The 625-nt window shown below is 38.7% G+C and carries 1 pseudogene; it reads left to right on the top strand.

What is annotated here, in order from left to right:
• Nucleotides 1-625 (top strand): annotated as a pseudogene (gene bepA / locus ACFINZ_RS11480) (T4SS effector adenylyltransferase BepA); the annotation flags it as partial.

Below are 625 nucleotides of genomic sequence, written 5' to 3'. Positions count from 1 at the left end.
AAGAATTTATGCACACCATGAAAAATACTGGGCGCAATGTTAATGATCGTCCTGTTATGGTTGCAAAGGAAGGGGAAACTTACACGGGCACCTATAGAGGTGCTGGTCTTGAAGGTTTTGCACTCAATGTAAAAGGTGCTTACATTATCGGCAATATAGACCACCTCCCACCAGAACAACTAAAAATATTAAAACCTGGTGATAAAATTACCTTTACAGCTCCAAAAGCCGAAGAATTAAAAAAAACACTCATCCCAAAAGAGACATTAGTTCCTTTGACAAAACTTGAAATAGCTGAAATGGTTGCAGAAGATGCTTTTGTCCACACATGTCGAGACCAAATTTGCAGTCTATCAAAAATTGTTTATGGCAGCCAAGGTGTTTTGAATAAAAACATAATAGAAATCATTAAAAATCCAAGCAAGGGTCAGCAACTCGCCACACAAATTGAAAGAACACCTTACTCTGTTCATAGTCTTGCAGGTTTTGACCTCATTTGCTTTAAAACTGGGGCACGGGTACGTGCTGAAAAGCATGTTGCACTCCTCAGTTGTGCAGTTGCAAATTTTACCCATGCAGTAAAACATGCAAGACAAGAAATCACAAAAGAACATCAAGCAGAACA

It is taken from the genome of Bartonella sp. AA81SXKL (assembly GCF_042196945.1).
Classification (GTDB): Bacteria; Pseudomonadota; Alphaproteobacteria; order Rhizobiales; family Rhizobiaceae; genus Bartonella.
This window is presented reverse-complemented; position numbering and strand designations above follow the sequence as displayed.